The sequence below is a fragment of the Haloactinospora alba genome, assembly GCF_006717075.1.
Lineage (GTDB): Bacteria > Actinomycetota > Actinomycetes > Streptosporangiales > Streptosporangiaceae > Haloactinospora > Haloactinospora alba.
In genome coordinates, this window is sequence record NZ_VFQC01000001.1 from 1,006,960 (window position 1) to 1,027,500 (window position 20,541).

Genomic DNA, 20,541 nt, shown 5'->3' on the forward strand with positions numbered 1-20,541 from the left:
ACTATTCGATCACCGCCCCGACGGCCCGGGTGCCCGTTCCGCGTGCAGCCGATACGCGGACAGGCCCTGTGCTCGTCGGCGCGCACATGTATGAGACCAAGGGCTCAAACCGAACGTGGAACGTTCGAGACACGGACTTCCATTATGCCTCGAGCCGGACAGTGGTTGGTCCCACCCGCCTGGCCGTTCCGCCACGCCTCAGGGATCCACCCACGTGTCGACGAAGGTTTCCCAGTCCTCGTCACCGGTGTCATCGAGCACGTAGAGCGCCAGGCCGACGTCGTCGCGTTCGCCGTAGCTGCTCATGCCGACACGGACAGCCTCCGCGGCCGTGCCCACGTTCTCGGCGGCGGAGGCATCCCCCCACCGCTCCTCGCTGTAGGAGGGGGCACCGAAACGCAGTGCGGTGTCACCCTCCTCCAACGTCTCCAGCGACTCCTCGACCTGGCGCACCATGAACCCCCCGTAGAGCTGGGAGGTCGGCATCCCGGTCCCGTGCCCGGGTAGGACGACCGTGTCGGCGTGCTCGGACACCCGCTTCACGTAGCCGGTGGACCAGAACCGCTCCGAGCGGGAGAGCGCGAAAGCGGGGAGGCGGATGCCGGTGAGCAGCTCCACGTGCTGTGCCTGCACCGAGAGGGTGGCGTCGTCGCCGATCTCGCGGCGTACCCGTTCGACGGTGTCGGGAAGGCTGGGGTCGTTGGTGGTGACCGGCCGTACCGCGAGATGCACGCCGTCGAACCCGGTGTCGTGTACCTCGGCGGCGGAACGGGCGACCGCGGCACGTTGCTGCGGGGTGAAACGGTCCTCGGTCATGGACGAGCTGTCCGCGGTGCGGCTCACCCAGCCCAGGACATCCACGTCCGGAATCTCCTGCTCGGTCCATGCCAGAAACTCCTCCGCCCGCGCGTAGTTCCCCGGCGGAAGCTCCCCCTCGGGGGTGAGCTCCCCCACGTGGACGTAGAGTTCGCCGATCTCCCCCTCGCGGATCCGCGGCAGGAGGTCGGCGAAGTCGTCACGGCTGCGCTCGCCCGACACCCAGGCGCCACTGAGCCACGCCGCGTTGTTTCCCTGGGACACGGCCCATGGCTCTGTCTCTCCCAGGAACTGGGTCCACAGCAGTACTCCCGCTCCCGCCGCTACGATGACGAGAGCTGCGAATCCCGCGAGGATGCGCTTCAGCAGCCATTTCACCAGTGTCCCCTGTCCGTTCGAGTGTCACATAGCCTGATGTGGCACGTCCCATTCTCTCCACTGCCGCAACGTGGGCGAGGAGAGCATGGGATCATGGGAGACGACCGTTGTGGTCGTTGCACCACACGGGACCGCAGCGACCCTAGCCCGCCGAGTGTTATGTGAACGGAGCACGGTGCCACAGCCAAACGCGACCGATCCCGCGCTGATTCGCAACTTCTGCATCATCGCGCACATCGATCATGGCAAGTCGACACTGGCCGACCGGATGCTCCAGTTGACTGGCGTGGTCGAGAACCGGCGCATGCGTGAGCAGTACCTGGACCGGATGGATATCGAGCGCGAGCGCGGTATCACCATCAAGTCGCAGGCGGTCCGGTTGCCGTTCACCGCCCTTGACGACCAGACGTACTACCTCAACCTGATCGACACACCCGGTCACGTCGATTTCAGCTACGAGGTGTCCCGCTCGCTCGCCGCGTGTGAGGGCGCCATCCTGTTGGTGGACGCTGCCCAGGGGATCGAGGCGCAGACGCTGGCCAACCTCTACCTGGCGTTGGAGCACGACCTCGCGATCATCCCCGTGCTGAACAAGATCGACCTCCCCGCCGCGCAACCGGAGAAGTACGCTGCCGAGCTGGCCGGGATCATCGGCTGCGACCCCTCGGACGTGCTGCGGGTGAGCGCGAAGACCGGGGACGGCATCGAGGAGGTCCTCAACGAGATCGTGCGGACCGTCCCGCCGCCGGTGGGAGCGGCCGACGCTCCGGCACGGGCGATGATCTTCGACTCGGTCTACGACACCTACCGGGGGGTCATCACCTACATCCGGGTGGTGGACGGCAGGATCGGAAGCCGGGAACGTATCAAGATGATGTCGAGCGGCGCCGCCCACGAGACGCTGGAAGTGGGCATCATCTCACCGGAGCCCACCCGGGTGGACGGCCTCGGGGTCGGAGAGGTCGGCTACATCATCACCGGGGTGAAGAACGTCCGCCAGTCGCGGGTGGGCGACACCATCACCACGGCCAGCAACGGCGCCGACGAGATGCTGCCGGGGTACCAGGACCCCAAACCCATGGTGTTCTCCGGTCTCTACCCGATCGACGGCAGCGACTACCCGGTGCTGCGCGACGCGCTGGAGAAACTCCAGCTCAACGATGCGGCGCTGACGTTCGAGGCGGAGAACTCGGGGGCACTGGGCTTCGGTTTCCGGTGCGGTTTCCTCGGGTTGCTGCACCTGGAGATCACCAGGGCGCGTCTGGAGCGGGAGTACGGACTCGACCTGATATCCACCGCTCCCAACGTGGTCTACCAGGTGTTCATGGAGGACGGTACCGAGGTCACCGTCACCAACCCCAGTGAGTTCCCCGAGGGCAAAGTCGGAGAGATACACGAGCCCGTCATCAAGGCGACCCTGTTGACGCCGGCGGACTTCGTGGGTCCCATCATGGAGCTGTGCCAGGGGCGGCGGGGCACCCTGGACGGCATGGACTACCTCTCCGAGGACCGGGTGGAGATGCGCTACACCCTGCCACTCGCCGAGATCGTGTTCGACTTCTACGACCAGCTGAAGTCCAAGACCAAGGGGTATGCGTCCCTGGACTACGAGTCCTCCGGGGAACAGATCTCCAGCCTGGTCAAGGTGGACATCCTGTTGCAGGGGGAGATCGTGGACGCGTTCTCCGCGATCGTGCACAAGGACAAGGCCTACTCCTACGGCGCGGAGATGGCCAAGAAACTGCGTGAACTCATCCCGCGTCAGCAGTTCGAGGTCCCGGTCCAGGCCGCCATCGGCTCCAAGATCATCGCCCGGGAGACCATCCGCGCCATGCGCAAGGACGTCCTGTCCAAGTGTTACGGCGGCGACATCACCCGTAAGCGCAAGCTGCTGGAACGCCAGAAGGAAGGCAAGAAGAAGATGAAGACCGTGGGGCGGGTCGACATCCCCCAGGAGGCCTTCATCTCGGCGCTGTCCACCGACGAGGGCAGCGAACAGGAGAAGGACTCCAAGAAGAAGTGAGGTGCCCGGTCCCCGCGCCGTGACGGGGACCGGAACCGTGCGGGCCGCTCGTGCGAGCTAGCTCCGCAGCCAGACCGCGGTGTCCGGGGGAAGGGTGACCGTTCCCTCCCCGGTGGTGATCCCGGCGCTGGAGAGCACGACGTCCCCGCGGGATTCCAGCTCGACCGGAGCTGCGGAGAGGTTGACGGCGCACCGGAAACCGGGCGCGCGCTGGAAATCCAACACTCCCGCCGGGGACGCCGTCCAGGTCAGCTCACCGGCACCGAGCGCGGGGAGCCTGCGGCGCGTGTGCAGCGCGCTGGTGTACAGCGAGAGCGTCGAGGCGGGATCGTCCCGCTGCGCTGCCCGGCTGAGTTCCGCCCACTCGCCGGGTACGGGAAGCCACGGCCGCGCGCCGTCCGGACTGAAACCGAACGGGGGAGACGTCCCCTCCCACGGGATCGGGACGCGGCACCCGTCGCGACCCTGCTGGGAACCGCCGGAACGGTGCCAGGTGGGGTCCTGCCGGCTCTCGTCGGGAAGGTCGGTGACCTCGGGAAGCCCCAGTTCCTCCCCCTGGTACAGATAGGTCGATCCCGGTAGGGCCAGCGTCAGGAGGATCGCCGCCCGCGCCCGGCGCAGTCCCGTCGTGCCACCGCCGAAACGGGTGACGTGCCGGGTCACGTCGTGGTTGGAGAGAACCCAGGTGGTCGTGGCGCCCACCTCACCGTTGGCCTCCAACGAGGCGTCGATGACACGGCGCAGCGCCGTCGCGTCCCACGGCGCGGTCAGGTACTCGAAGTTGAACGCCTGGTGGAGCTCGTCCGGGCGGAGGTAGCGGGCGACCCGACGGGCGTCGTTCACCCACGCCTCGGCCACCAGGGCGCGCTGTCCGGGGTAGGAGGCGACGAGTGAGCGCCAGTGCCGGTAGATGTCGTGCACACCGTCCTGGTCGAAGTAGGGGAGCGCGGTCTCGCTGTCGAGCAGGTCGGCCTGCTGGTCCGGTGCGATGTCGGGAAGGGCGGGGTCCTTGACCAGGCCGTGGGCGACGTCGATCCGGAAACCGTCCACACCGCGGTCCAGCCAGAACCGCAGCACATCGTCGAACTCCTGCCGGACCTCGGGATTGGACCAGTCGAGGTCGGGCTGTTGGGAGTCGAACAGGTGCAGGTACCACTCGTCAGGGGTCCCGTCGGACCGCCGCAGCCGGGTCCAGGCGGGGCCACCGAAGATCGAGCGCCAGTTGTTCGGGGGATGTTCACCGTGGGGGCCGGTACCGGGACGGAAGATGTAGCGGGCGCGCTCGGGGCTTCCCGGCTCGGCGTCGACCGCCGCCCGGAACCAGGGGTGGGAGGAGGAGGTGTGGTTGGGGACGATGTCGACGATGACCCGAAGGCCGAGGTCATGGGCTGACGCCAGGAGGGCGTCGGCGTCGGCGAGGGTGCCGAAGCGGGGGTCCACGTCCCGGTAGTCGGCGACGTCGTAGCCGCCGTCGGCCAGTGGGGACACGTAGAACGGGGTCAGCCAGATGGCGTCCACGCCGAGGGAGGCGAGCTCGGGGAGGCGCTGACGGACGCCGCGAAGATCCCCCTCACCGTCACCGTTGGCATCGGCGAAGCTGCGGACGTAGATCTGGTAGATGACGGCGTCGCGCCACCACCCCTGCTGCGGTGCGGTTGCTGCTGCGGTTGGTAACGACATGAACGTCCTCCTGCGACCTCACGGGCGCTATGAAATTTCTTGCGCAAGATTACCCATAATTTGCAACAACTGTGTCGAAGGAAGTGGAATAGGGTACTCCCATGGGTCCACGACTGGCCGATCTCGCACAGCACGCGGGTGTGAGCGAAGCGACGGTTTCCCGGGTGCTCAACGACAAGCCCGGTGTGGGGATGGAAACGCGCAAAGCCGTGTTGACCGCCCTGGACATGCTTGGCTACGAGCGCCCCGCACGGTTACGCAAACGTTCCGCCGGACTCGTCGGAATGGTCGTTCCCGAACTGGAGAACCCCGTCTTCCCGATGTTCGCCCAAGCCGCCGAGAGCGCGTTGGCACGGCACGGTTATACCCCCGTGCTCTGCACCCAGACCCCCGGCGGTGTCGTCGAGGACGAGTACGTCGAGCTGCTGCTGGAACGCAACGTATCCGGGATCATCTTCGTATCCGGGCTCCACGCCGACACGAACGCCGACCACGACCGCTATCGGAGACTGGCGGCGCAGGGACTGCCGATCGTCCTGGTCAACGGCTACAGCGACGATGTTCCGGCGGTGTTCATATCGTGCGACGACCGGCAGGCGGGAGAACTGGCGGTCAACCACCTCGCCGCACTGGGCCATACCCGCATCGGTTTCACAAGCGGCCCGGAGCGTTACGTACCGGTACGCCGCAAGCTCGCCGGATACCACGCGGCCATGGAACGCAACGGCCTGTCCGACACGGACATGGTGGAACTGTCCCTGTTCGGGGTAGAGGGCGGACAGGCGGCGACCGCCCGGCTACTGGAGCGGGGCGCCACCGCGATGGTGTGCGGATCCGACATGATGGCGCTGGGTGCGATCCGTGCCGCACGCCAGCGCGGGATGTCCGTTCCGGAGGACTTCTCGGCGGTTGGCTATGACGACTCCCAGCTCGTGGCGTTCACGGACCCGCCGCTGACCACTGTCCGCCAACCGGTGCAGTCGATGGCGCTGGCGGCCGTCAGCGCGCTGTGTGACGGGATCGACGGCCACGCCACCAACAGCGCCCGCGCGGAGTACCTCTTCGACCCGGAACTGGTGGTGCGCGGTTCCACCGGAGCGGTCCCGGAGGAGGCCGCCTAGAGCCTGTTCCCAGACGCTGTTCGCCGCGAGCGGCGTCTCCGGTGCCGCCCGGCACGGCCGGTCAGGGAGGCGGAGCGGACCCTCCGCCGCCCGGCGGGAACGCCGCCGGGCGGGGTGCCGGGGCGGCGCGCAGCAGGACAAGCGTCCGAAAACAGGACTAGCCGGGACGGAAGAATTCGTTTCCCGCCCGGGACTGCGGCACCGTACCCTTGCGCCATGGCTCCACCAAGCGTCGTGCGGTCGGTGAACGTTGGCCGGGTGGCCGAGGCGGCCTGGGCGGGACGGCTGAAACGCACCGCTATCGACAAGACCCCCGTGACAGGCCGCGTCGGTGTGTATGAGGAGGGAGTCGCGGGTGACTCCCAGGCCGACCTCGAGCACCACGGCGGACGGGACCAGGCGGTCTACGCCTATCCCCGCGAGGGGCTCGACCGGTGGGAGGAGCGGCTCGGTCGCAGGCTCGGGGACGGTGCCTTCGGAGAGAACCTCACCACAGCCGGCCTCGACGTCAACGCTGCTCTGATCGGTGAGCGGTGGCGCGTCGGCACCGTTCTGCTGGAGGCCACACTCCCTCGGACACCGTGCGGTGTCTTCCAGGCATGGCTGGCGGAAGCGGGATGGACCAAACGGTTCACCGAGGAGGGACGGACGGGTGTCTACCTGCGGGTGCTCGAGGAGGGGAGCCTCGCCGCCGGGGACGGGGTCACCGTGGTACACCGTCCCGCGCACGGGATAACCGTGATGGCGGCCTTCCGCGCCTACTACGAGCGCGACCTCGACCTGCTGCGCCGCGTGCTGCGGATCCCCGGCCGCTCGCCCTCCTGGGAACGCACGGCCGCCCAGCTGGAGAGACAGCTCTCGAACGGCTGACCGAGGCGGTGGCCAGCATGGACCACACTGAGAAGTATGCCCAACGTTGCCATGGACGGCGATCCCGTACCCGAAGACGGTGCCCTGCCCGAACGCTCGCTCGCCGGGGTCGGGGAACGACCGTTCGGCGTGTACGTGCACGTCCCCTTCTGCGTCACCCGGTGCGGTTACTGCGACTTCAACACCTACACCGCGGAGGAGCTGCGTTCCGCGGACGGGAGTGCGACCGCCTCGCGTGAGACGTACGCCGACCTCGCCGCCGCCGAGATCCGCTTCGCGCGCGAGGTACTCGGGAAGGCCGAGATCCCGGTAAGTACGGTGTTCGTCGGCGGCGGCACCCCAACGCTGCTGCCCGCGGCCGACCTCGGCCGGATTGTGGCCACGGTCGACGCCGAGTTCGGGCTGCGGGACGACGCGGAGGTCACCACGGAGGCGAACCCGGAGACCGTCACCCCCGAGTACCTGTCCCGGCTGCGGGAATCCGGTTTCAACCGGGTCTCGTTCGGTATGCAGAGCTCCCAACCCCACGTTCTGGAGGTGCTGGACCGCACCCACACTCCGGGGCGCCCGCAGACCTGTGTCGGATGGGCGCGCGACGCGGGGTTCGAGCACGTCAATCTGGACCTGATCTACGGGACTCCCGGGGAGAGTGACGAGGACTGGCGGCAGTCCCTGCGCGCGGCACTCGCCGCCGGCCCCGACCACGTCTCCGCCTACTCCCTCATCATCGAGGAGGGGACCCGGTTGGCGGCGCGCGTGCGGCGCGGCGAGATCTCGCCCACTGACGAGGACACACTGGCCGACCGCTACCTCACGGCCGACTCACTTCTCACCGAGCACGGCCTGCAGCCCTACGAGGTGTCCAACTGGGCGCACGGCACCTCGGGGCGGAGCAGGCACAACCGGCTGTACTGGACCGGAGGGGACTGGTGGGGTGTGGGGCCGGGTGCGCACAGCCACGTGGGAGGAACCCGGTGGTGGAACGTGAAGCATCCCGCGGCCTACGCCTCCCGGCTCGCCGGCAACCGTAGCCCCGGCCAGGCACGGGAGGTCCTCAGCGAGGAGGAGCAGCGCTTCGAGCGGATCCTGTTGGAACTGCGCATCGCCGAAGGCTGCCCCCTGGACCTGCTGGAGAGCGCCGGGCGAGCGGCGGCGGCCCGTGCGGTCGACGACGGGTTGTTGGACCCGCAGGCGCACGCGCGGGGCCGTGCCGTGCTCACCCGGCAGGGACGGCTACTGGCGGACGCCGTTGTTCGTGAACTGACCTGACGGGCTTCCCACACTCAGCTCAGCATCGGGATGGCGATCGGGTACTTGTACCACTCGCCCTTGTTCGCCGCCATCGCGGCGAGGATCGCGAAAACGAGGTGGACGATCATGACGATCGGGAGCAGCACGAGGCCGATGAGGACGATCGACAGCAACCCGGAGACGAAGTAGCCGATCAGGACGGTGGCGCTGAAGTTGAACGCCTGGGCCGCCTGGTGCTTGATGTACTGTGACTCGTCCTTCTTCACCAGGTAGAGCACCAGCGGAACGAGCAGGGAGAACAGCAGGCCGCCGAGGTGCGCGAGCAGTGCCATCGTGCGATCGTCCGAGGAGGGCATCCCACCGGGCTGCTGCTGGTACTGGTATTGGCCGGGCTGCTGGTACTGCATCGGGTACTGCCCGGGCTGCTGATACTGGCCGGGATACTGTCCGGGCTGCTGCTGGTACTGCCCCGGCTGTCCCTGCTGCGGATAGGGCTGTTGCGGGCCCGAGGGTGGGGGAGCCGGCCAACCACCCTGGCTGGGCTGCGGTCCGGAACCGTAACCGGGATCCCCTCCCGGTGGCGGAGCGTAACCGCCCGGGTACTGGTTCTGGTCGCCATGCCCCCCGTATGGCGAGTTCGGGGGGTTCGGGTAACCCATGTGTTTCCTCCTTCAACCGTGGCGCTGGAGCACAGCACCGGACTGTGGTCCACCGTGCCGACATCGCCGGCACGGCTGATCCGCCCCGACCGCACTGGGCGGCGGGGAGCTATCTCACCATTCGGATCGCCACCGGGTAGCGGTACCACTTCCCCCTGTTGGCGCTGACAGCAGCGAGAACCCCGAACAGGATGGACAGCACCCAGAACACCGCGATGAGTACGGAGCCGATCCAGGAGATGTCCGGAAAGTACATTCCGAGCCAGAGGTAGACGACCGTGGAGAGGACGTAGGGGATGAGTAGCGTGAGCTGGAAGTTGAGCGCTTCGCTCGCGTGGCTCCGGATGAAGCCCGACTGGTTCTTCCGGGCCGCGTACACGACGAGCGCCGGCAACCATCCCAGGCACGCCAGGATCACACCGGAGAGGTGAGCGAGCATGGCCCAGGTGGGGTCCTCGGCGGTTCCCGCCTGTTGGGGCGCGGGAGCCCCGCCGCTGGGTTGCCCGTAGCCCTGTGGTGGCTGTGGTGGGTAACCGTACTGCTCGCCTCCCGGATAGTTGGGAGCGGGCTGTTGTCCGTAGCCCTGCGGCGGCTGTTGCGGGTACTGCCCGCCGCTGGGTTGCCCGTAGCCCTGTGGCGATTGTGGCGGGTAGGCGCCCCCCCGGGTGGTTGGGGGCGGGTTGTTGGTAGCCCTGCGGAGGCTGTTGCGGGGAAGGGCCCTGCCCCGGCTGCCCCCCGGACCCCGACCGCGTGTGGTCCGGATATCCACCGGGCTGTTGCGGGCCGGGAGCGGGATGTCCGTTGGCGGGCGGTTCCTGTGGCGGCGGTTGGTTCGGTGGGGTCTCACTCATCAGCGTTTCGGGGCGTGAGGCCGAGCTGCGCACGGCGGGGAGGGAACGCCCTTCTCCTTTCTGGCAGTGTGGACGAAGTCGTCCGGACTGTCGACGGTACAAGCGGTGACCGTGGGCAGAGCACGTACCGGTGGACGAGGGGAGAACACTTTCGGCTCGGGGATCGCGCCGGCTGGAACGGCTCCACCGGTCCCTCCCTTCCCGGCGGCTCACAACGGTTACGACCGACGTGTGCGGCTGACCAGGCCACCGGCGGTCCCTCCGGTCCCCGCACGAGGACCCACGGTGCCAGCGCCGCGTGACCATGCCGGAACCGTCGGGTGAATCATGGCACGGACCAGTGCCCTTCTCGCAGCTGAGACTACTGCTCCCCCTCCGCTGGGAGATCGGTGACGAAATCAATCAGTTCTTCGACGCGCCCCAGAAGCTCAGGTTCCACATCCGCGAAGGATCGTACCGAGGCGAGAATACGCCGCCACGCCGTCGGGGGGTCCGTGTCCCAACCCAGGGCGTTGAGTACCCCCTCTTTCCACGGAACTCCACGCGGTACCTCGGGCCACGCGCTGATTCCCAGTGAGGACGGCTTCACCGCCTGCCAGACGTCGACGAAGGGGTGGCCCGTGACCAGGACATGCTCGGAACGGGTCTGCTCGGCGATCGCGCTTTCCTTCGACCCGGGAACGAGGTGGTCCACAAGAACACCAAGCCGCCGTTGCGGAGACGGAGCGAACTCGTCGATCACCGCGGGAAGGTGGTCGATCCCTTCCAGATACTCCACGACCACGCCCTCGACCCGCAGGTCGTGTCCCCAGACCCTCTCCACCAGCTCGGCGTCGTGCACACCCTCCACGTAGATCCGGCTCTCCCTGGCAACGCGGGCTCGGGCGCTCGGAACAGCGAGTGACCCCGAGGCGCTGCGTGCGGGACCAGTGGCCTCCGGGGCGGGGTGGACCACCGTGACCGGGCGGCCGTCCATCAGGAAGGCCGCGGGGGCCAGGTCGAACACCCGCTGTCTACCGTGCCGGTCCTCCACGGTGACAGTGTTCTTGTCCCAGCCGACAATGGCACCGCAGAACCGTTCGTCGGCTGTCTCGACGACCAGCCCCTGCTCGGCGGGGATCTCGGGAACACTCCCCCTGCGGGGGCGCCGCCATTCCCCCGCCAGAACGTCGCTGCCATAGTTCTTTCCCGGATTCGTGCGCACAGCCGCGGATTCTACTGAACACAGCCGTTGTCGGCGGGCGATGAATGAGAAGAGACACGTGTGTCCCGCTGGTAGGCGGGGTTCCTCCCGCCCGCGTGTCAGCGGGGTTGCGGCCGTGCCCGTCGTATGGCAATGGCACCCGGGCGGGAACGGGAACGGACAGTGGGAAAGACCGGACACGGGCCCGTACTGACGGGTGTTCCCGCGGCAACCGGGAACGCCGCGGGGTCCGCTGTCCTGCCCCGAGGGCCGGGAGAGCCGCCCTGGGCAGCGTCGGCTTTGCACAGCAACATAGAATTAGCACTTGAGACGATAGAGTGCCAGGAGGTGAGCGCGTGCTCGACGACCGCAAACTCGCGGTTCTGCGTGCCATCGTCGAGGACTACGTGGCTACGAACGAGCCAGTAGGCTCGAAGGCACTCGCCGACCGGTACAGCCTCGGGGTTTCCTCGGCGACGATACGTAACGAGATGGTCGCTCTCGAGGAAGAGGGATATATCGCCCAACCGCATACCAGTGCGGGACGGATCCCGACAGACAAGGGGTACCGTCTGTTCGTGGATCGCCTGTCCACGGTGAAACCGTTGTCCGTGGCGGAGCGGCGTGCGATCGAGTCGTTCCTGAGCGGAACCGTCGACCTGGACGAGATCGTTGGGCGTACCGTGCGGTTGCTCGCCCAGCTCACCCAGCAGGTCGCGATCGTTCAGTACCCTTCCCTGACCCGGTCGGCGGTGCAGCACGTAGAGCTCGTCCCGCTCGGGAACCAGCGGGTGATGATGGTGCTCATCACCGACACTGGTCGGGTGGAGCAGCGGGTGGTCGACGGAGCCGAGCAGGTCTCGGAAGAGGCCGTGGAGAACCTGGGCCACGTATTGAACCGGGCCCTGGCGGGTAGATGGTTAGAGGACGTTCCGTCAGCTGTGACTGAGCTTCCCTCGCAGATGCCCCCAGACGACCGGCCGATGACCGCATCAGTGCTGTCCGAGTTGCTGGAGAGCGTCGTGGAGAAACGCGACGAGAAGGTGGTGCTCGGAGGAACGTCCAATCTCGCAGGGATGGACTTTTCAGCTAGCCTGCGGGAGGTACTGGAGGCGCTGGAAGAAAACGTGGTCCTCATCCGTTTGCTCGGTGAGGCAGGTGATCCGTCCATGCTAACGGTACGCATCGGCGCGGAGAACTCCCACGAAGGGCTGAGGTCCACTTCGATCGTTTCCGCAGGATACGGGGCTGGGGACCAGTCGCTTGCCAAGCTCGGCGTGGTCGGCCCTACCCGGATGGACTACCCCGGAACGATGGGAGCAGTACGCGCTGTGGCTCGGTATGTCGGTTCGATTTTGGCGGGGCAGTAAGTGGCCAGAGATTATTACGAGATCCTCGGTGTGCGTCGGGACGCGACCCAGGATGAGATCAAGAAGGCGTACCGGCGCCTTGCCCGTGAGTTGCATCCGGATGTCAATCCCGACGACTCGGAAACACAGGACCGCTTCAAAGAAGTAACCCAGGCTTACGAAGTTCTCTCCGACGAGAACAAGCGTCGGATGTTCGACATGGGCGCCGACCCGTTCGCTCCCTCCGGGGGCGGAGGCGGCGGCTCGGCCGGCGGCTTCGGCGCGTCGGGCTTCCCCTTCGACGACATCATGAACGCCTTCTTCGGTGGACAGGCGGGCGGAGGCCGCGGCCCCCGCGAGCGCAGCCGCCGTGGACGCAGCATCAAGGTGCGTGTCGAACTCGACCTTGCGGAGACGGCGTTCGGTGTCACGAAGGACGTGACGTTCCCCACGGCGATCCTGTGCGACACCTGTCAGGGTGAGGGCGCGGCCAAGGGAAGTAAGCGCCACACGTGTGACATGTGCCAGGGACGTGGCGAGGTGTCCCAGGTGGCTCGGTCCTTCCTTGGCCAGGTCATGACCACACGTCCCTGTCCACAGTGCTCCGGGCAGGGAAGCATCATCACCAACCCCTGCGGCGACTGCGCCGGTGAGGGTCGCGTCCAGGAAAAAGTCACCCGTAAGGTGCAGATTCCCGCGGGTGTCGAGGACGGAACCCAGATCCAGCTCGCCGGTGAGGGTGAGGTGGGCCCCAACGGGGGGCCGCGCGGCGACATCTTCCTGGAGATCGTGCAGCGTCCCCACTCGACCTTCGAACGTCACGGGGACGACCTGCACTGCACCGTGACCGTCCCGATGACAGCGGCGGCGCTGGGCGCCTCGCTCACGATCGACACGCTGGACGGGACCGAGGAGATCGACCTGCGTCCCGGCACCAGCTCCGGGCGGGTGATCACGCTCCCGGACCGCGGAACCCGGCACCTTGACGGTGGGGGACGTGGTGACCTCAAGATCCAGGTCGAGGTCGAAACACCCGCCAAGCTGGATGAGGAGCAGGAGTCGTTGCTGCGCAAGCTCGCCGAGCTGCGGGGCGAGGACCACCCGCCCGGCAAGTTCAGTCCCGGACACGGGAACTTCTTCTCCAAACTGCGCGGCGCGTTCAGTTCCCGGTAGTCGGGATGCGGTACGTGGCGAAACAAGAGGGGAACGCGTGACACCTCCGGTCTTCGTTACTGGCGCCGGGGAGCTCGACACCGAACGGGTGGTGCTCTCCGGCGCGGAGGGGCGACACGCTGCGACGGTACGTCGCCTCTCCGCCGGAGACGTGGTGCAGCTCACTGACGGTGCGGGTACGCGCGCTCGTTGCATGGTGACCGAGGTGGGCAAGGACACCCTGGTCTGCGCGGTCGAGGAGCGGGCGACCGACCCGGTGCCGTGTCCCTGGCTGACCGTGGTGCAGGCTCTGCCCAAGGGAGACAGGGGAGAGTTGGCCGTCGAGAGCATGACCGAGGTCGGTGTGGACACGATCGTCCCATGGTCGGCCGAACGGTGCGTGACCCGATGGAAGCCCGAGCGTGTCCCCAAAGCGTTGGGCAAGTGGCGGGCCACGGCGAGGGAAGCCGCCAAACAGGCGCGTCGCAGCCGCATACCCGAGGTGACCGAACCGGCGACCACGGACGGGGTAGCTTCCCTGATCAGCGCTTCCGGCCTCGGAATCGTCCTGCACGAGGAATCCGGTCACCGGTTGTCCGAGCTGGTGGTGCCCGGGGACAGTGCCGAGTCCGGTGGGATCGTGCTCGTGGTCGGCCCCGAGGGAGGGTTCACCGACACTGAGCTGCGGACCTTCGACACTGCCGGAGCGGTGCGGTCACTACTGGGCCCCACGGTGCTGCGTACCTCCACGGCCGGGGTGGCGGCGCTCTCCGTCCTCCAGACACGCTGCGAGCGCTGGTAACCCTCGCCGCCGCGCTGCCGTGTCCCGCGCTACGGAAACCCCCAGGCCGCACGTCCGCCCGTCGGCGGGAGAGGCGCACCGGACACCGGACGCGTCCGCTATTCCGGTGGTTGCTGGGTCGTGTCCTTCTGGGACGTGCCGCTGTCCTCCTCCGGCTCGGACGTGGGACTCGTACTCGTTTCTCCCCCATCGTCGGGCTCGTCGTCGCCGCTCTCGTCCCCCTGCGGCGCGTCGGGGCTCTCCCCGCTGGGCTGTTGGGGAGGCTCGCACTCGGATGTCCGCTCGCCTGGGGTTCCGCCATGCTCGGGAGTGCTCGCGGTCGTCGGACCGTCGGTTTCCGGCGGGACGGTGGCGCAGCGGGAGCTCACCTCCCGCTCGTCGTCGCCGCTGTCTTCCCGCGCCGGGGGAGGAGACGGCTGTTCGGGCGGGGGCCCGTCCTGTTGTTGATGCTCCTCGCGTTTGCTCTCCTCCCGGACCGTGGTCTCGCTGTTCGCGTGACCGAGAGTGTCCGTGGGGGGAGTGGGGCGATGGTGCGCTGACGGAGTGAAGGATCCCGGGAGTATCTGGTCACGTACCTGCGGGGTGCCGACGAGAACCGATCCCGCGATGGCCACCGTTGCCCCCACAGCGAGCAGCGGACGGAGCCAGGGAAGCCGTATCCAGAACGCGAGCCGGTTGCGCTCGGTCCGGGTACGAATCTTCTCCAACGCATCAGCAGAAGGGGACACGGAGTCGGCTTCTGCGCGCAGGGCCGCGCGGAGACGCTCTTCGAAGTCGTCGTTGGAAGGATCGGTCATCGAATGATTGGCGCGGGATCCCCCACCGTCAGACGGGGGAGGAAGCGCCGTCCTCCTTCCTGGTGTAGGTGTGGCCGTCCGCCCGCTGCAGTAGACGGACGTGATGCCGGGTGCCGTGCCCGGTTCCGTTGCTGGCGGTGCGGGTTCCGCTGTCCGTGACACACGCGGCGACCCGGTCGGTACGGGTACCCGCTCTCTCCCGCGGGGGCACGACCGTTCGCACCGGGTTCCCGCTGTGGAACCCAACGGCCGGGGCGGGATGGTGCTCCCGAGGCTTCCTCCGGTCCCGGGAGGTGGCGCTGTGGGGTCCGGGGGGACCTCCGGCGGCCTCTCCGCGCGCGCATTCCGGATCGTGTGCCCTCACCGGGAGGGTGTACCTTGCCGCACCCCCGGCCTCGGGGAGGAGCGCCTGCCGTGTGCGGCGGGGCGCGGCGGGACCGGGGCCCGGAACGTGGCGCCGGCCACGCACGGCCCGGTGGGGCTGCTGGCCCGGGTGGAACGTGGCCACCGGGTCACCTCCCTTCGTAGTGGTGGCTAGTGCTGGTAGCGGCGGTCCTGGTCCCGTCGGGGGAGGCTTCCGTCCTCCGACGGGGGAACACGTTACTGGTTGTCGTCTGTCGTGGGGGGTGGTCGGTTCCAGGGCGGGGAGGAACGGAAACGTGCTACGTGGGTTGGTCCAGGGCCGAGCGGAGCGCCGCGATGCCGCGTGCCGAGTGGCTTTTGACCGCGCCACGGCTGATTCCCAAGGTGTCGGCGATCTGTGCTTCGGAGAGATCACCGTAGTAACGCAGCACGATCACCTCCCGCTGGCGGGAGGGAAGACTCCGCAGTGCCTCGATCACTGCGGTCCGTTCCAGCTGTCCCATAGCTCCCTGCTCGGCGCTGGGAACGTCGGGAACAGCCTTGGGGGTGTGCTTCTCTGCGACGGCCCGGTGCCGTAGTACCGAACGCGCGCGGTTAACCACGGACTGGCGCAGGTAGGAAAGAGCTTTGTTGGGGTCCCTCAGCCTGCGCCATGCTTTGTGCATGGCAACGAACGCATCCTGGACTACTTCCTCGGCGGTCGCGTAGTCCCGGACGAGTAGTGTCGCCAGTCGCACCAGCGGCCGGTAGTGCTCGCTGTAGAGCTGCGTCACGGCCTGATCGGCGTCCCACTCCACCGTTACTGTCGCTGCGGATGCTCCCGCGACCATGGTTTCAGTCACGCTGGTTTGACGCCTGCCCTTGTCGTGGGGTTTACGAAAGGGCATATCAGTTCTTTTCGTTCGACTACCGGGTTTCTAATTCTGGTATCCGGGGAGCTGGACGGTTCACCCTGCCAGGGCGGCCCTGGCGCTGGGGTACGAGGCAGCAACTTTAACAATGTGCGCAGGAACAGTCATGTCCGCTGGACCGGCCGGGGTATCCAGCGGGAATGGGAACGGCCGGACGGCTCCACGGATCCGTTTCCCCGGCCTCCTATGCGGCCGTAGCGTGTCGCTCGGGCCGTTCCGGGCCGGTTACTTTCCGTGGGGAATCCGAGCGAGGGATAGCACACCGGGAAAGCGGAACGTGGTGTTTCGTGCTCTGTCACGTCCGCTCGGCAGGCAAGCCCGTCCGGGACAGGGTTCTCTCGTGCGGCATCATGGGAAACGGGAGAACGGACAGTACAGGAAGGAAAGAGGGAACCGGTGGACAGCAGCGACTCCGAATGCCTGTTCTGCAAGATCGTGGCGGGAGAGGTGCCCGCCGTGATCGTCCGGGAGGGTAAGCGGACCCTGGCTTTCCGTGACATCAACCCTCAGGCGCCGACACATGTGCTGGTGATACCGCGCGACCACTACCCGGACGCTGTTACCGCGGCGCGCGAGGAGTCCGGGATCGTTGACGAGATGGTGGCCGAGGCGCACGAGGCCGCCGTGGCTGACGGCATAACCGAAAGCGGCTACCGGCTGGTGTTCAACACGGGGGCCGGTGTCGGACAGACCGTGTTCCACGTGCACGCTCATCTGCTGGGCGGGCGCGGTATGGAGTGGCCACCCGGGTAACCGGGAACATTGGTAGAATTCAGGTAGCGTCCGCCGTGAATCCTGTGGCCGCGGTGATGACACCGTTCCGGCGGGGCGGCGCTGGACAGTCCCCACATCCCCAACCGAACGGAAGGCAGGGGCGAGAGGGCCGTAAGGCCATATCATGGTCGAGTCAACGGAGGAAAACACCCAGGCGAAGATCGTCGTGCCGGAAGAACACACGATGGTGAGCCTGCTCGGGTCAGGGGATGAGCTGCTCAGGACTGTTGAGCGCTCGTTCGACAGCGATATACACGTCCGCGGCAACGAGATCACGGTCAGCGGTACCCCCGAGGAGACGCGGCTGGTGGTGCGGCTGATCGAGGAGCTTCTGGAGCTCGTCAAGAACGGCACCCAGATCACGCCCGATGCCATCAACCGCACGCTGGGGATGTTGCGGTCCAGCACCGTCGAGGAACGTCCGGCCGACGTGTTCACCGCGGACATCCTCTCGGCGCGCGGACGCACGATCCGCCCCAAAACCCTGAACCAGAAGCACTACACGGACGTCATCGACCAGAACACCGTCGTTTTCGGTATCGGGCCGGCCGGGACCGGAAAGACGTACCTGGCGATGGCCAAGGCGGTCAAGGCCCTGCAGAACAAGGAAGTCAACCGGATCATCCTGACGCGGCCGGCTGTCGAAGCCGGGGAACGGCTGGGGTACCTGCCCGGGTCGCTGTACGAGAAGATCGACCCGTACCTGCGTCCCCTCACCGACGCGCTGCACGACATGCTCGAACCCGAGTCCATCACCAAGCTCATGTCGTCCGGGACGATCGAGGTGGCTCCGCTGGCCTACATGCGCGGCCGTACGCTCAATGACTCGTTCATCATCCTCGACGAGGCGCAGAACACGTCGGCGGAACAGATGAAGATGTTCCTGACGCGGCTCGGGTTCGGTTCCAAGATCGTGGTCACCGGCGACGTCACGCAGATCGACCTCCCCGGTGGTCAGGTCAGCGGTCTGCGTACGATCGAGCACATCCTCTCGGGAATCGACGACATCGGATTCTGCCGACTGACCAGTTCGGACGTGGTACGGCACAAACTGGTGAGCGCGATCGTGGACGCCTACGGTCGCTACGACAACGGGTAGAACAGCTGTAGGCGGGGCCGTCCGGGACAGGCTGATGGCGTACGGAACGCCAGGCACGTGTGTTGGCGGGACGGCCGGAGAGATGACACAGACGAAAGTGCGTTGGGCCTATGAGTATTGACGTCGCGAACGAGTCGGACGTCCCTACGGACGAGACGGGGCTGGCGCAGCTGGCCCGCCATGTGCTCGACGCTATGCGGATCCATCCACTCGCCGAGCTCTCCATCGTCCTCGTCTCCGAGGACCCGATGGCCGAGCTGCACGTGCGCTGGATGGACGAGTCCGGTCCCACCGACGTGATGGCGTTTCCCATGGATGAGCTGCGCCCCGGGAGCGGGGAGCGTTCCGCCGACCCGGGCGTGCTCGGTGACGTGATCATCTGTCCACGGGTGGCCGAGCGCCAGGCCGCGAAAGCGGGCCACAGCACTCGCGAGGAGATCGAGATGCTGTGCACGCACGGCATACTGCACCTGTTGGGCTACGACCACGCCGAGCCGGAGGAACACAAGGAGATGTTCGGGCTGCAGAACGAGCTGCTCGCGGAATGGCGTTCCTCTTCCTCGGAACCGTCGGAGACAGGAGAAGACTCCCCACGATGACCCCGGGTTATACGAGCCCGAATCTCGCGGCTGGAGCGGCGAGCGCGGCGGAACCCGCGGCTGCGTTCGTGGCGGTGGCGTTACTGGCAGTGTTCGCGGCGTTCTTCGTGAGCGCGGAAGTGGCGGTCACCCGGTCCGCCGCGATGGGGATCGGCCAGCTCTCCCGCCAGGACCGTGCGGCCCGGAGACTGGAAGAGATCGTCGCCGACCCCACACGCCACCTCAACCTGCTGTTGCTGTTGCGCGTGGGGTGCGAGGTCCTGGCCGCGCTGTCGATGGCCTTCGGGTTCGTCCTGTTGCTGGGGCCGAACTGGATGGCCTTCGTCGTCTCCGCGGTGTTCCTGCTCGTCATCGACTATGTGCTCATCGGGGTCACACCCCGGATCCTGGGTCGCCAGTTCTCCACCGTTATCGCGCTTGCCAGCGCGAACCTCCTCACCCCGGTGCAGGTGGTGCTCACCCCGGTTGTCGAGGTCCTGGTCAGGCTCGGCAGGGGCCTTACTCCCCGTGGGAAGGGGGACCGTGGCGGGCCGTTCAGCAGTGAGGACGAACTGCGGCGCCAGGTGGACCTGGCTGAGCGCGGTCACGTCATCGACGCTGAAGAGCGCCAGATGATCCATTCGGTGTTCAAACTCGACGACACCTCGGTCCGCGAGGTCATGGTCCCGCGGACCGACATCGTGTTCACTACGAGGACCTCGTCTCTGGACGACACGCTGTCCGCGGCGCTGCGCAGCGGATACTCCCGGATCCCGGTGACGGGTGAGGACGAGGACGACGTCGTGGGCATCGTCTACCTCAAGGACGTCGTGTCCTGGCTGCGGGAGCAGTGGGACCCGGAAGCCGGAGCGTATCCGGGGGCGCTGACAGCGGACGACGTCATGCGTGAGGCTTCCTACGTCCCGGACGCAAAGCCCATCGACGAGCTGCTGCGGGACATGCAGCGCAAGCGGACCCACCTGGCCGTGGTGATCGACGAGTACGGTGGGACCGCCGGTCTGGTGACGATCGAGGACATCGTGGAAGAGATCGTCGGTGAGATCACTGACGAGTACGACGACGAGGTTCCGCCGACCCAGTGGCTGGGTCCCGAACGGGCGCGCGTCACCGCACGGCTGCCACTCGGGGAACTGGCCGAGCTGTTCGGCGTGCAACTGGATGTTCCCGACGTGGAGACCGTCGGTGGTCTGCTCGCCTACGCGTTGGGGCGTGTCCCGAACACGGGTTCGGAAGCCGTATACGCTGGTTTACGACTGGTCGCCGAGGATCCAGCCCGTCGGCCCAACCGGACCACCACGATTCTGGTAGAGCGGACACCGCAGGCTGAGGGGGAACAGAACGCGGATTCCGCCGGCGCCTGAGACCAGACCGAGCTACGACACTGATTTCGAGGAGAACATACCTGTGACCGATGCGCGTGACCTTGGTTCGGAGGACGAGAAGCTCATCGCCCTCGCCCGCGCCTCCCGGGTGCGTACCGGCGCCCACGAAGGAGCAGCGGTACGCGACGAGACCGGACGTACCTATGCCGCCACCAGCGTCAGCCTGCCGTCGTTGCACCTGTCCGCCCTGCAGGCGGCGATCGCTGCCGCTGTGTCCAGTGAGGCCAGGTCGCTTGAGGCTGCTGCGGTGGTCACCGAGGAGAGGGAGCTGGACGAGGACGACTTCGCGGTGAGCGAGGACCTCAAGACGGCAACGGTGGTGCTGGCTGCTCCGGACGGCACTCCCACGAGTGTCACCCGGTCGTAGCACAGGCGCACGGCTGGGCGTGGGATCACCCGTGTGTCCGGGATGACGGCGAGACCCCGTAGTGGCGCCGAGGAACCATGGTCGTGGTCTGCGGCTCCGGGACCGGGAGAGCTG

The 20,541-nt window shown here is 67.2% G+C and carries 20 protein-coding genes; 12 read left to right on the forward strand and 8 right to left on the reverse strand.

Features of this window, described 5'->3' with window-relative positions:
- Positions 1-198 precede the first annotated feature (198 nt).
- Positions 199-1,194, reverse strand: a complete 996-nt coding sequence (locus FHX37_RS04645) for a hypothetical protein (RefSeq protein WP_141922325.1) — start codon at positions 1,192-1,194, stop codon at positions 199-201.
- A 175-nt stretch (positions 1,195-1,369) separates the two neighbouring features.
- Between FHX37_RS04645 and lepA the strand changes: the two genes are divergently transcribed.
- Entirely contained in the window at positions 1,370-3,217 is a 1,848-nt protein-coding gene (lepA, locus tag FHX37_RS04650) for a translation elongation factor 4 (protein WP_141922326.1), read from the forward strand.
- Between the two features lie 57 nt (positions 3,218-3,274).
- Here the strand turns inward: lepA and FHX37_RS04655 are convergent, their stop codons facing one another.
- Positions 3,275-4,897 (reverse strand): glycoside hydrolase family 13 protein, encoded by a 1,623-nt coding sequence (locus FHX37_RS04655; protein ID WP_141922327.1) that lies wholly within the window; start codon positions 4,895-4,897, stop codon positions 3,275-3,277.
- A gap of 101 nt (positions 4,898-4,998) precedes the next feature.
- On the opposite strand from FHX37_RS04655, the gene FHX37_RS04660 reads away from it, so the two are divergent.
- The 3 genes from FHX37_RS04660 to hemW all read left to right on the forward strand — a co-directional run bounded on the left by FHX37_RS04660 (position 4,999) and on the right by hemW (position 8,157).
- Entirely contained in the window at positions 4,999-6,018 is a 1,020-nt protein-coding gene (locus tag FHX37_RS04660) for a LacI family DNA-binding transcriptional regulator (protein ID WP_211351744.1), read from the forward strand.
- A gap of 216 nt (positions 6,019-6,234) precedes the next feature.
- Positions 6,235-6,888 (forward strand): MOSC domain-containing protein, encoded by a 654-nt coding sequence (locus tag FHX37_RS04665; protein ID WP_141922328.1) that lies wholly within the window; start codon positions 6,235-6,237, stop codon positions 6,886-6,888.
- Positions 6,889-6,924: 36 nt separating this feature from the next.
- The gene (hemW, locus tag FHX37_RS04670) at positions 6,925-8,157 is read left to right on the forward strand and encodes a radical SAM family heme chaperone HemW (RefSeq protein ID WP_141922329.1); all 1,233 of its coding nucleotides are present in this window, start codon (positions 6,925-6,927) and stop codon (positions 8,155-8,157) included.
- A 14-nt stretch (positions 8,158-8,171) separates the two neighbouring features.
- Here hemW and FHX37_RS04675 read toward each other — a convergent pair whose 3' ends face one another.
- The 3 genes from FHX37_RS04675 to FHX37_RS04685 all read right to left on the reverse strand — a co-directional run bounded on the left by FHX37_RS04675 (position 8,172) and on the right by FHX37_RS04685 (position 10,853).
- Positions 8,172-8,798, reverse strand: coding sequence for a DUF4870 domain-containing protein (locus FHX37_RS04675; RefSeq protein ID WP_141922330.1), 627 nt, complete (start codon positions 8,796-8,798; stop codon positions 8,172-8,174).
- 109 nt (positions 8,799-8,907) lie between these two features.
- The gene (locus FHX37_RS23440; RefSeq protein WP_246062073.1) at positions 8,908-9,567 is read right to left on the reverse strand and encodes a DUF4870 domain-containing protein; all 660 of its coding nucleotides are present in this window, start codon (positions 9,565-9,567) and stop codon (positions 8,908-8,910) included.
- A gap of 443 nt (positions 9,568-10,010) precedes the next feature.
- The gene (locus FHX37_RS04685) at positions 10,011-10,853 is read right to left on the reverse strand and encodes a DUF3097 domain-containing protein (RefSeq protein ID WP_141922331.1); all 843 of its coding nucleotides are present in this window, start codon (positions 10,851-10,853) and stop codon (positions 10,011-10,013) included.
- A gap of 335 nt (positions 10,854-11,188) precedes the next feature.
- Here FHX37_RS04685 and hrcA point away from each other — a divergent pair, with 335 nt between their 5' ends.
- From hrcA to FHX37_RS04700, 3 genes are read left to right on the forward strand one after another with little or no spacing between them, the layout of a single operon-like run.
- Entirely contained in the window at positions 11,189-12,202 is a 1,014-nt protein-coding gene (hrcA, locus tag FHX37_RS04690; protein ID WP_141922332.1) for a heat-inducible transcriptional repressor HrcA, read from the forward strand.
- The gene (gene dnaJ, locus FHX37_RS04695; protein WP_141922333.1) at positions 12,203-13,354 is read left to right on the forward strand and encodes a molecular chaperone DnaJ; all 1,152 of its coding nucleotides are present in this window, start codon (positions 12,203-12,205) and stop codon (positions 13,352-13,354) included.
- Between the two features lie 37 nt (positions 13,355-13,391).
- The gene (locus FHX37_RS04700; RefSeq protein WP_141922334.1) at positions 13,392-14,135 is read left to right on the forward strand and encodes a 16S rRNA (uracil(1498)-N(3))-methyltransferase; all 744 of its coding nucleotides are present in this window, start codon (positions 13,392-13,394) and stop codon (positions 14,133-14,135) included.
- 98 nt (positions 14,136-14,233) lie between these two features.
- Here FHX37_RS04700 and FHX37_RS04705 read toward each other — a convergent pair whose 3' ends face one another.
- The 3 genes from FHX37_RS04705 to FHX37_RS04715 form a co-directional block, all read right to left on the reverse strand.
- The gene (locus FHX37_RS04705; protein WP_141922335.1) at positions 14,234-14,932 is read right to left on the reverse strand and encodes a hypothetical protein; all 699 of its coding nucleotides are present in this window, start codon (positions 14,930-14,932) and stop codon (positions 14,234-14,236) included.
- 28 nt (positions 14,933-14,960) lie between these two features.
- Positions 14,961-15,155, reverse strand: coding sequence for a hypothetical protein (locus FHX37_RS04710; RefSeq protein ID WP_141922336.1), 195 nt, complete (start codon positions 15,153-15,155; stop codon positions 14,961-14,963).
- A 439-nt stretch (positions 15,156-15,594) separates the two neighbouring features.
- Positions 15,595-16,125 carry a SigE family RNA polymerase sigma factor gene (locus FHX37_RS04715; protein WP_141925014.1) on the reverse strand — a complete coding sequence of 177 codons (531 nt, stop codon included), beginning with the start codon at positions 16,123-16,125 and terminating at the stop codon, positions 15,595-15,597.
- Between the two features lie 477 nt (positions 16,126-16,602).
- Between FHX37_RS04715 and FHX37_RS04720 the strand changes: the two genes are divergently transcribed.
- The 5 genes from FHX37_RS04720 (at position 16,603) to FHX37_RS04740 (ending at position 20,427) form a co-directional block, all read left to right on the forward strand.
- Positions 16,603-16,959 carry a histidine triad nucleotide-binding protein gene (locus tag FHX37_RS04720; RefSeq protein ID WP_141922337.1) on the forward strand — a complete coding sequence of 119 codons (357 nt, stop codon included), beginning with the start codon at positions 16,603-16,605 and terminating at the stop codon, positions 16,957-16,959.
- A 145-nt stretch (positions 16,960-17,104) separates the two neighbouring features.
- On the forward strand, positions 17,105-18,079 hold the full coding sequence (locus FHX37_RS04725) for a PhoH family protein (protein ID WP_141922338.1): 975 nt from the start codon (positions 17,105-17,107) through the stop codon (positions 18,077-18,079).
- 110 nt (positions 18,080-18,189) lie between these two features.
- Complete coding sequence (gene ybeY / locus FHX37_RS04730) at positions 18,190-18,678, forward strand: rRNA maturation RNase YbeY (RefSeq protein WP_141922339.1); 489 nt, start codon at positions 18,190-18,192, stop codon at positions 18,676-18,678.
- Positions 18,675-20,039, forward strand: a complete 1,365-nt coding sequence (locus tag FHX37_RS04735; protein ID WP_141922340.1) for a hemolysin family protein — start codon at positions 18,675-18,677, stop codon at positions 20,037-20,039. Before ybeY ends, FHX37_RS04735 begins: the two co-directional genes overlap by 4 nt.
- Positions 20,040-20,082: 43 nt before the next feature.
- Positions 20,083-20,427, forward strand: a complete 345-nt coding sequence (locus FHX37_RS04740; RefSeq protein ID WP_141922341.1) for a cytidine/deoxycytidylate deaminase family protein — start codon at positions 20,083-20,085, stop codon at positions 20,425-20,427.
- Positions 20,428-20,541: the final 114 nt, after the last annotated feature.

What these genes read in the sequence shown, in the direction of transcription:
- FHX37_RS04655 (WP_141922327.1), bottom strand. Translation starts at nt 4,897, where the DNA reads ATGTCGTTACCAACCGCAGCAGCAACCGCACCGCAGCAGGGGTGGTGG.
- FHX37_RS04660 (WP_211351744.1), top strand. Translation starts at nt 4,999, where the DNA reads ATGGGTCCACGACTGGCCGATCTCGCACAGCACGCGGGTGTGAGCGAA.
- FHX37_RS04665 (WP_141922328.1), top strand. Translation starts at nt 6,235, where the DNA reads ATGGCTCCACCAAGCGTCGTGCGGTCGGTGAACGTTGGCCGGGTGGCC.
- hemW (WP_141922329.1), top strand. Translation starts at nt 6,925, where the DNA reads ATGCCCAACGTTGCCATGGACGGCGATCCCGTACCCGAAGACGGTGCC.
- FHX37_RS04675 (WP_141922330.1), bottom strand. Translation starts at nt 8,798, where the DNA reads ATGGGTTACCCGAACCCCCCGAACTCGCCATACGGGGGGCATGGCGAC.
- FHX37_RS04705 (WP_141922335.1), bottom strand. Translation starts at nt 14,932, where the DNA reads ATGACCGATCCTTCCAACGACGACTTCGAAGAGCGTCTCCGCGCGGCC.
- FHX37_RS04715 (WP_141925014.1), bottom strand. Translation starts at nt 16,125, where the DNA reads ATGGTCGCGGGAGCATCCGCAGCGACAGTAACGGTGGAGTGGGACGCC.
- FHX37_RS04725 (WP_141922338.1), top strand. Translation starts at nt 17,105, where the DNA reads ATGGTCGAGTCAACGGAGGAAAACACCCAGGCGAAGATCGTCGTGCCG.
- ybeY (WP_141922339.1), top strand. Translation starts at nt 18,190, where the DNA reads ATGAGTATTGACGTCGCGAACGAGTCGGACGTCCCTACGGACGAGACG.
- FHX37_RS04735 (WP_141922340.1), top strand. Translation starts at nt 18,675, where the DNA reads ATGACCCCGGGTTATACGAGCCCGAATCTCGCGGCTGGAGCGGCGAGC.